Origin of the sequence: Rubrivivax gelatinosus, from assembly GCF_004340905.1 — a bacterium.
GTDB classification, from domain to species: Bacteria; Pseudomonadota; Gammaproteobacteria; order Burkholderiales; family Burkholderiaceae_C; genus Rubrivivax; species Rubrivivax gelatinosus.
This window is the reverse complement of record NZ_SLXD01000018.1, coordinates 62,919-69,881: the sequence shown is the minus strand read 5'-3', so window position 1 is coordinate 69,881 and position 6,963 is coordinate 62,919. Positions and strand designations below refer to the sequence as shown.

General features: G+C 70.9%; 5 protein-coding genes and 1 tRNA gene. 3 read left to right on the top strand and 3 right to left on the bottom strand.

Features of this window, described 5'->3' with window-relative positions:
- Window positions 1-389 precede the first annotated feature (389 nt).
- From EV684_RS22140 to katG, 3 genes are all read left to right on the top strand, one after another.
- Complete coding sequence (locus tag EV684_RS22140; RefSeq protein WP_132649515.1) at window positions 390-674, top strand: hypothetical protein; 285 nt, start codon at window positions 390-392, stop codon at window positions 672-674.
- A 44-nt stretch (window positions 675-718) separates the two neighbouring features.
- Complete coding sequence (locus EV684_RS22135; RefSeq protein WP_132649514.1) at window positions 719-2,119, top strand: bifunctional enoyl-CoA hydratase/phosphate acetyltransferase; 1,401 nt, start codon at window positions 719-721, stop codon at window positions 2,117-2,119.
- A gap of 99 nt (window positions 2,120-2,218) precedes the next feature.
- Window positions 2,219-4,429 (top strand): catalase/peroxidase HPI, encoded by a 2,211-nt coding sequence (katG, locus tag EV684_RS22130; protein WP_132649513.1) that lies wholly within the window; start codon window positions 2,219-2,221, stop codon window positions 4,427-4,429.
- Window positions 4,430-4,487: 58 nt separating this feature from the next.
- Here the strand turns inward: katG and EV684_RS22125 are convergent, their stop codons facing one another.
- The 3 genes from EV684_RS22125 to serS all read right to left on the bottom strand — a co-directional run bounded on the left by EV684_RS22125 (window position 4,488) and on the right by serS (window position 6,943).
- Entirely contained in the window at window positions 4,488-5,429 is a 942-nt protein-coding gene (locus tag EV684_RS22125) for a bestrophin family protein (RefSeq protein WP_132649512.1), read from the bottom strand.
- Between the two features lie 86 nt (window positions 5,430-5,515).
- A tRNA-Ser gene (locus tag EV684_RS22120) sits at window positions 5,516-5,607 on the bottom strand.
- A 43-nt stretch (window positions 5,608-5,650) separates the two neighbouring features.
- Window positions 5,651-6,943 (bottom strand): serine--tRNA ligase, encoded by a 1,293-nt coding sequence (gene serS, locus EV684_RS22115; protein WP_132649511.1) that lies wholly within the window; start codon window positions 6,941-6,943, stop codon window positions 5,651-5,653.
- Window positions 6,944-6,963: the final 20 nt, after the last annotated feature.

Genomic DNA, 6,963 nt, shown 5'->3' with positions numbered 1-6,963 from the left:
CACTTCAGGTTGCAGCGCAGCGTGGTCAGCAGCTGCAGCTCGACACGCTGGCCGACGATGGCCGGCTGGGAGTCGGTGGCGGCGCTGCCGGCTCGCGGATGGAGGACGATGGCTTGTTCGGACATGATCGGGTCGGTCGACTCCTCGGGAAATCGATTCGGTTGGGGCGCGTGGCGCGCGAGGGGGGAACCGGGGCCGGACGGGGCCACGCGGCGGGGGCGCAGTGTCCACGCCCCCGGTTCGTGCGTCCCGCCGCCAGATCAAGGTTGCGGCAGATCAAGCGCGCGCCCGGCTCGAGACTGCTGCGACGTCACACATCCGCCCGGCCGCGCCAGAGGCTGCGCGTTAGGCTCGGGGCAGGCGCGCACCGGACGCTCGCCCCGCCTGCCATGAATGCCTTTTTTGCGCCCGCCGACTGGCGGATCGTCGTTTTCGGCTTGCGCAGCCGCTGCACCGCCGAGGACCTTCGCCCGCTGCTGGGCCGCTGGGCCGAGGCCGACATCGAGATCGAGCTCGTCGTCGTTTCCGAAGCCGCCGACGACGCGATGGCCATCCTCTGCCTGCACGACGCGCTGCCGCACATGACCTGGCGCCTGTCCCAGCGGCTGGACCGCCGCGTGCACGACGGCCGCCGGCTGCGCTCCTGGATCCCGGTGATGGCCTGGCGGCGTTAGTCTTCGCACCCGGCGGCCCCGTGACGGCCGCGAGCGGACGCCCGATGGAGATCGACCTGCGCGACCAGTGGCTGGAGAACACCACCTTCGAGGAACTCGCCGTCGGCCAGGGCGCGACGATGCGGCGCGCCCTGACCGATGCCGACATCGCCGGCTTCGCCGCGATCTCCGGCGACCTGAACCCCACCCATCTGGACGAGCACTTCGCGCGCGAGGCCGGCCTGGCCGGCCGCACCGCGCACGGCATGTGGAGCGGCGCGCTGGTGTCCACCGTGCTCGGCACCGTGTTCCCCGGCCCGGGCACGCGCTACGTCTCGCAGCGCATGGACTTCCACGCCACGGCGCGCGCCGGTGACGTGCTGGAGGTGCGGGTCGCGGTGCGCGCCAAGGACGCCGCCAGCGGCCGCGTGACGCTGGACTGCAGCGTGCGCTGCCAGGACGGCACGCTGCTGATGGACGGGCTGGCCGTCGTCGAGGCCCCGCGCCACAAGGAGCGTGTGCGCAAGGCCACCGGGCTGCGCTGGCACGTCTTCGACGCCGCCGCCGGCGTGCGCTCGCTGATCGAGCAGGCCGCACGCCACGCCGGGCTGCGCTGCGCCGTCGTGCACCCCTGCGACGCCGAGTCGCTGCGCGGCGCGCTCGACGCCGCACACCACGGCCTGTTCACGCCGGTGCTGGTGGCGCCACGCGAGCGCCTGCAGGCCACCGCCGACGCCGCCGGGCTGACGCTGGCCGGCCTCGAGATCGAGGACGTGCGCCACAGCCACGCCGCCGCCGAACGCGCCGCCGAGATGGCCGCCGAAGGCGCGGTGCAGGCGCTGATGAAGGGCAGCCTGCACACCGACGAGGTGATGAAGGCCGTGCTGTCGCGTCCCGAACTGCGCACCGAACGCCGCATCTCGCACGTCTTCCGTTTCGACGCGCCGGCGTACCACAAGCCGCTGCTCGTCACCGACGCGGCGATGAACATCGCGCCGACGCTCAACGAGAAGGCGCACATCGTGCAGAACGCGATCGACCTGGCGCGGGTGCTCGGCGTCGACCTGCCGAAGGTGGCGGTGCTGGCGGCGGTCGAAGGCGTGAACCCGAAGATGGCCTGCACGCTGGACGCTGCGGCGCTGTGCAAGATGGCCGACCGCGGCCAGATCCGCGGCGGCATCGTCGACGGCCCGCTGGCCTTCGACAACGCGATCTCGGCCGAGGCCGCGCGCACCAAGGGCATCGTCTCGCCGGTGGCCGGCGACCCCGACATCCTGGTGGTGCCCGACCTGGTGTCCGGGAACATCCTGGCCAAGCAGCTGGAGTACCTGGGCGGCGCGGTCGGCAGCGGCATCGTGCTCGGCGCGCGGGTGCCGATCGCGCTGACCAGCCGCGCCGACGGCGCCACCGCACGCCTGGCCTCGGCGGCGCTGGCGGTGCTGGTGGCCCAGGCCGGCACGGCCTGAGCGCGTCGATCGACAACATAGGGAAAGGCAATCAACAGGCGGACGGCAATTGATTAGATTGATGCCTCGTCACCCAGACGTGATCCGAGGAGATTGCCGATGTCCACCGAAGCCCGCTGCCCTTTCCATGCCGAACACGGCGCCCGCACGACGACGCAGGCGCGCACCAACGCCGACTGGTGGCCCAAGCGGCTGAACCTGAAGATCCTGCACCAGCACTCGGCGAAGTCCGACCCGATGGGCGCGGGCTTCGACTACGCCGCCGAGTTCAGGAAGCTGGACTACGCCGCCGTCAAACACGACCTGCGGGTGCTGATGACCGACTCGCAGGACTGGTGGCCGGCCGACTGGGGCCACTACGGCGGCCTGATGATCCGCATGGCCTGGCACAGCGCCGGCACCTACCGCGTCGCCGACGGCCGCGGCGGCGGCGGCCACGGCAACCAGCGTTTCGCACCGCTCAACAGCTGGCCCGACAACGGCAACCTGGACAAGGCGCGGCGCCTGCTCTGGCCGATCAAGAAGAAGTACGGCAACAAGCTGAGCTGGGCCGACCTGATGATCCTGGCCGGCAACGTCGCGCTGGAGTCGATGGGTTTCAAGACCTTCGGCTTCGGCGGCGGCCGCCCCGACATCTGGGAACCCGAGGAAGACGTCAACTGGGGCGCCGAGACCGAGTGGCTGGCCACCAGCGACCAGGCCCACAGCCGCTACAGCGGCGAACGGGAACTCGCCAACCCGCTGGCCGCGGTGCAGATGGGCCTGATCTACGTGAACCCGGAAGGCCCGGACGGCAAGCCCGACCCGGTGGCCTCGGGCCGCGACGTGCGCGAGACCTTCGCCCGCATGGCGATGAACGACGAGGAGACCGTCGCGCTGGTCGCCGGCGGCCACACCTTCGGCAAGGCGCACGGCGCCGGCGACACGCGCCAGGTCGGCCCCGAGCCCGAGGCCGCGGCCTTCGAGGAGATGGGCCTGGGCTGGAAGAACGCCTTCGGCAGCGGCAAGGGCGTGCACACCATCACCAGCGGCATCGAAGGCGCCTGGAAGCCCAACCCCACGACCTGGGACATGGGCTACTTCGACATGCTCTTCGGCTACGAGTGGGAACTGGTCAAGAGCCCGGCCGGCGCCTGGCAGTGGCTCGCCAAGGACGTCAAGCCCGAGCACCTGATCCCCGACGCCCACGACCCGAGCCGCCTGCACCGGCCGATGATGACGACGGCCGACCTGTCGCTGCGTTTCGACCCGATCTACGAGCCGATCTCGCGCCGCTTCCATCAGAACCCGGAACTCTTCGCCGACGCCTTCGCACGCGCCTGGTTCAAGCTGACGCACCGCGACATGGGGCCGCGTTCGCGCTACCTGGGCCCGGAAGTGCCGGCCGAAGAACTGATCTGGCAGGACCCGGTGCCCGCCGTCGACCACGCGCTGGTCGACGCCGCCGACATCGAACGGCTGAAGGCCGAGGTGCTGGCCTCGGGGCTGACGATCGCCGAGCTGGTGAAGACCGCCTGGGCCTCGGCCTCGAGTTTCCGCGGCTCGGACCAGCGTGGCGGCGCCAACGGCGCGCGCCTCCGCCTGGCACCGCAGAAGGACTGGGAGGTCAACGAGCCGGCCGAGCTGGCGCGGGTGCTGGAAGTTCTGGAAGGCGTGCGGGCACGTTTCAACGCCGCGCAGACCGGCGCCAAGCGCCTCTCGATCGCCGACCTGATCGTGCTCGCCGGCAGCGCTGCCGTCGAGGAGGCCGCGCGCCGCGCCGGGCATCCGGTGACGGTGGCCTTCGCGCCGGGCCGCAGCGACGCGAGCCAGGAGCAGACCGACGTCGAGTCCTTCGCGGCGATGGAGCCGCGGGCCGACGGCTTTCGCAACTTCCAGCGTGCCGACAGCCGCACGCCGGCCGAGGAACTGCTGCTCGACCGCGCCCAGCTGCTGACGCTGACGGCGCCGGAGATGACGGTGCTCGTCGGCGGCCTGCGCGTGCTCGGCGCCAACACCGGCCGCAGCACGCACGGCCAGCTCACCGAGCGCCCGGGCACGCTGTCGACCGACTTCTTCGTCAACCTGCTGGACATGGGCACGAAGTGGGGCCCGGCGGCCGAGCCCGGCGTCTACGAAGGCCGCGACCGCGCCAGCGGCGCGCTGAAGTGGACGGCCACGCGGGCCGACCTCGTCTTCGGCTCGAACTCCGAACTGCGGGCGCTGCTGGAGGTCTACGCCAGCGACGACAACGCCGGCAAGTTCGTGCAGGACTTCGCCGCCGCCTGGACCAAGGTGATGAACCTCGACCGCTTCGACCTCGCCGCCTGAGCGGCGGCCGGAACCGGCTGAAGACGACGGGCCCCGCGGGGCCCGTTTTTCATGGCGCTCAGCGCAGCCAGAAGTCCACCGGCTGCAGCGGCGGCGGGAGGTGCTCGTCGCCCAGGCTCTCGCGCAGGCCGATCTCGATCGTGCGGCAGATCGCGTCCAGCGGCAGGTCGTTGTAGCCGTGGCCGAAGGGGTTCTCGATCTCGTCGCCCACCGCGTCCAGGCCGAAGAAGGTGTAGGCGACGAAGGCCACGACCAGCGGCGTGACGAAGCCCAGCGCGTCGATCAGGCCGAAGGGCAGCAGGAAGCAGTAGAGGTAGGCCGTGCGGTGCAGCAGCAGCGAGTAGGCGAACGGGATCGGCGTGCCCTTGATGCGCTCGCAGCCGGCAAAGGCGGCGGCGAAGGCGGCCAGCGTCTGGTCCATCTCGCAGGCGACGATGGAGTCGATGGCGCCGTCGTCCAGGCCGCGCCGCAGGTCGTCGCCCAGGCGTTGCAGCAGGTACTCGGGGCGGTTGGACGCGGCCTGCAGCCCGGCCCACTCGGCAGCCGTCAGGAAACGCGCGAGTTCGGGCTCGGGCTCGGTGTCGCGCAGATGGTGGCGCAGCGCGTGCGCCAGTGCGACGGTGCGCCAGACGATGCGCACGCGCAGGTCACCCAGCCCCAGCGCTGCCTGCGCCGGCACCGCGCCCCGCACCAGGCAGCGCGCCTGGCGCGCCAGGCTGCGGCTGCGGTGCACGACGTCACCCCAGAGCTTGCGCGCCTCCCAGTAGCGGTCGTAGGCCGCGCTGTTGCGGAAACCCAGGAAGATCGCCAGCGCGATGCCGATCAGCGAGAACGGGATCGTCGTGACGGTGATCTTGTGGTGCAGCAGCTCACCGTGCAGCAGCGTGACGACGACCGCGGTCAGCGTCGTGCCGGCCAGCGGCACGAGGATGCGGTGCAGGATCGAGCCGCGCAGCACGAAGAACAGGCGCGGGCCGACCGGGCGTTCGCGGAGGATCATGCGGGCGTCGGAGAGTGGATCGGCCGGCCCGACGAGCGGGCCGGAAAGAAAAATCCCTCACGGCCGGAGGCGGTGAGGGATTGTCTTGGCGGAAAGGGAGGGATTCGAACCCTCGTCACGGTAGAAACCGTGAACCGGATTTCGAGTCCGGCGCATTCGACCACTCTGCCACCTTTCCTGGTATTCGCGTGGTCTCGCTGGGGTCAGCGAAGCCGCGCATTCTAGCGCAGGATTTCGGCGCCGCCTAGGTAGGGCCGCAAGGCCGCCGGCACGCGGATCGAGCCGTCGGCCTGCTGGTGGTTTTCCAGCACCGCGACCAGCGTGCGCCCCACCGCCAGGCCTGAGCCGTTGAGCGTGTGCACGAACTCGGTCTTGCCTTGGGCGTTGCGGAAGCGCGCCTGCATGCGCCGCGCCTGGAAGGCTTCGCAGTTGCTGCACGAGCTGATCTCGCGGTAGGTGCCCTGCGCCGGCAGCCAGACCTCGAGGTCGTAGGTCTTGGCCGAGCCGAAACCCATGTCACCGGTGCACAGCGTGATCACGCGGTACGGCAGCTCCAGCTTCTGCAGGATGGCCTCGGCATGGCCGACCATCTGCTCCAGCGCGGCGTCGCTGTCTTCGGGACGCACGATCTGCACCATCTCGACCTTGTCGAACTGGTGCTGGCGGATCATGCCGCGCGTGTCGCGGCCGGCACTGCCGGCTTCCGAGCGGAAGCAGGGGCTGTGCGCCGTCAGCTTGATCGGCAGCGCCGCGGCGTCGAGGATCTGCTCGCGCACGGTGTTCGTCAGCGGGATCTCCGAGGTCGAGATCAGGTACTGCTCGCGCTGCTCCTCGTCACCGCCGCGCAGCACCCAGAACATGTCCTCCTTGAACTTGGGCAGCTGGCCGGTGCCTTCGAGCACCTCGCGGTTGACGATGTACGGCGTCCAGCACTCGGTGTAGCCGTGTTCCTGGGTCTGCGTGTCCAGCATGAACTGGGCGAGCGCGCGGTGCAGGCGCGCCGCCGGGCCGCGCAGGAAGGTGAAGCGCGAGCCGGCGAGCCTGGCGCCGGTGTCGAAGTCCAGCCCCAGCGGCTGGCCCAGGTCGACGTGGTCCTTGGGCGTGAACTCGAAGCTGCGCGGCGCGCCCCAGCGCCGCACCTCGACGTTGCCGCTCTCGTCGGCCCCGACCGGCACGCTGTCCTGCGGCAGGTTCGGAATCGACATCAGCATCTGCTGCAGCTCGGCCTGGATGGCCTCCAGGCGCTCGGCGCCGGCCTTCTGCTCGTCGCCGATGCCACCGACCTCGGCCATCAGCGCCGAGGCGTCCTCGCCGCGGCCCTTGGCCTGGCCGATCTGCTTGGACAGCTGGTTGCGCCGCGACTGCAGCTCCTCGGTGCGCGTCTGGATGCGCTTGCGTTCGGCTTCGAGCGCGGTGAAGCGTTCGACGTCGAGGAAAGGTTGCGGCGCACGGCGCTTTTCGAGACGGGCGACGACGCTCGCGAGGTCGCGGCGCAGCAGGGTGATGTCGAGCATGGGTCCTCCGGAGAGGGAGA

Bases quoted from the DNA above. Each gene is read 5' to 3' on its own strand.
- EV684_RS22140 (WP_132649515.1), top strand. From the start codon at position 390: ATGAATGCCTTTTTTGCGCCCGCCGACTGGCGGATCGTCGTTTTCGGC.
- EV684_RS22135 (WP_132649514.1), top strand. From the start codon at position 719: ATGGAGATCGACCTGCGCGACCAGTGGCTGGAGAACACCACCTTCGAG.
- katG (WP_132649513.1), top strand. From the start codon at position 2,219: ATGTCCACCGAAGCCCGCTGCCCTTTCCATGCCGAACACGGCGCCCGC.
- EV684_RS22125 (WP_132649512.1), bottom strand. From the start codon at position 5,429: ATGATCCTCCGCGAACGCCCGGTCGGCCCGCGCCTGTTCTTCGTGCTG.
- serS (WP_132649511.1), bottom strand. From the start codon at position 6,943: ATGCTCGACATCACCCTGCTGCGCCGCGACCTCGCGAGCGTCGTCGCC.